This window comes from Amycolatopsis anabasis (genome assembly GCF_009765355.1).
Classification (GTDB): domain Bacteria; phylum Actinomycetota; class Actinomycetes; order Mycobacteriales; family Pseudonocardiaceae; genus Amycolatopsis; species Amycolatopsis anabasis.
Genome location: NZ_VTHK01000165.1, coordinates 1 through 1,109 on the forward strand (window position 1 = coordinate 1; position 1,109 = coordinate 1,109).

Below are 1,109 nucleotides of genomic sequence, written 5' to 3' on the forward strand. Positions count from 1 at the left end.
TGGGCATTTTTCATCTTGGTTTTTGCTGGTGGGGTGGGGTTGACCGGGTGTGGTAGTGGTCAGGTTGGGGTGGTGTTGGCGGTGTCTCGGGTGGCTTGTTCGTGCTGGAGGAGTACGAGCAGGGCGCGCACGAGGGTGGTGGCGTGGCGGGAGTGCAGGCGGAGTTTGTCGAGGATGCGCCAGGTTTTCAGGGCGGCGAAGCCGCCCTCGACCGCGCAGCGCATCGCGTTGAACACCCCGTTCGCGGTCTTCTGCGCCTGGGTCAGCGGGTGATTCCTCTCCGCCTTGTACGGAGTAAGCACGACCTGGGCACAGGGGCCCTCGCACCAGTCGCACTCGGTGACACCGCGGACGTCTTTATGCCAGCCGTGAAACCCCTTGTCCCCGGCGGGGGTCAGCCCGGCCCGATGCAGCCACTCCCGCACCCGGTGGTGGCGGGCGGCGGTGATATCGGCGATCTTGCCTGGCAACACCGCCGACACCCACACCAGACGCCCCCGCTCGTCGGTAATGCCGAGGGCGTTGAGGCCATGGTGTTTGTGCTTGCCACTGAAGTTGGCCCGGTTCTGCCGCCCGGTGCGGCGGCGGGTGCGCAGCAGGGTGCCATCGACCAGCACCACCGCCACCCCCCGGGCAGCCAGCCGCCGCACGACACGATCCAGCCGTGGGGCGCGGGCCGCGAGCAACCCGATCACCTCCAGCAGCCAGCGCCGCAGGGTCGAGGCGGACACCGCGTGAGGCCCGGCCAGATCGGCCAGCCGCTCGTCCTTGCGCAGCATCGCCAGCACCAGCACCGCCTGCCGCCCCGGCGAGGCCTTGCGCCACCGCGACCCGATCCGCGCCCGATACGCCCTGATCAGACCCGCCAGCCACGCGATCGTGGCCCTCGACACCGGCAACGCACTGCGATAAGAGCCCTCGAGCGGGTCGTGTGGGACAGTGGACGCGGAGCCCTCGAACGTTGTTTCTTGAGTCACGACTTGATCAACTTCCGGGGGCTCCACCCCGTTCCCGGCCCCGGCCTGGCAACCCACCAATCCCGTTACCAGGAAACCAAACCCGCCACCGTCAACCCCACTGACCAGCACCAACAGGATGAAAACTCCCCA

The 1,109-nt window shown here is 68.2% G+C and carries 1 protein-coding gene; it reads right to left on the reverse strand.

What is annotated here, in order from left to right:
- Positions 1–59: 59 nt before the first annotated feature.
- On the reverse strand, positions 60–1,109 hold a 1,050-nt coding region (locus FXO23_RS52470; RefSeq protein ID WP_218952453.1), incomplete at its 5' end, for a transposase family protein.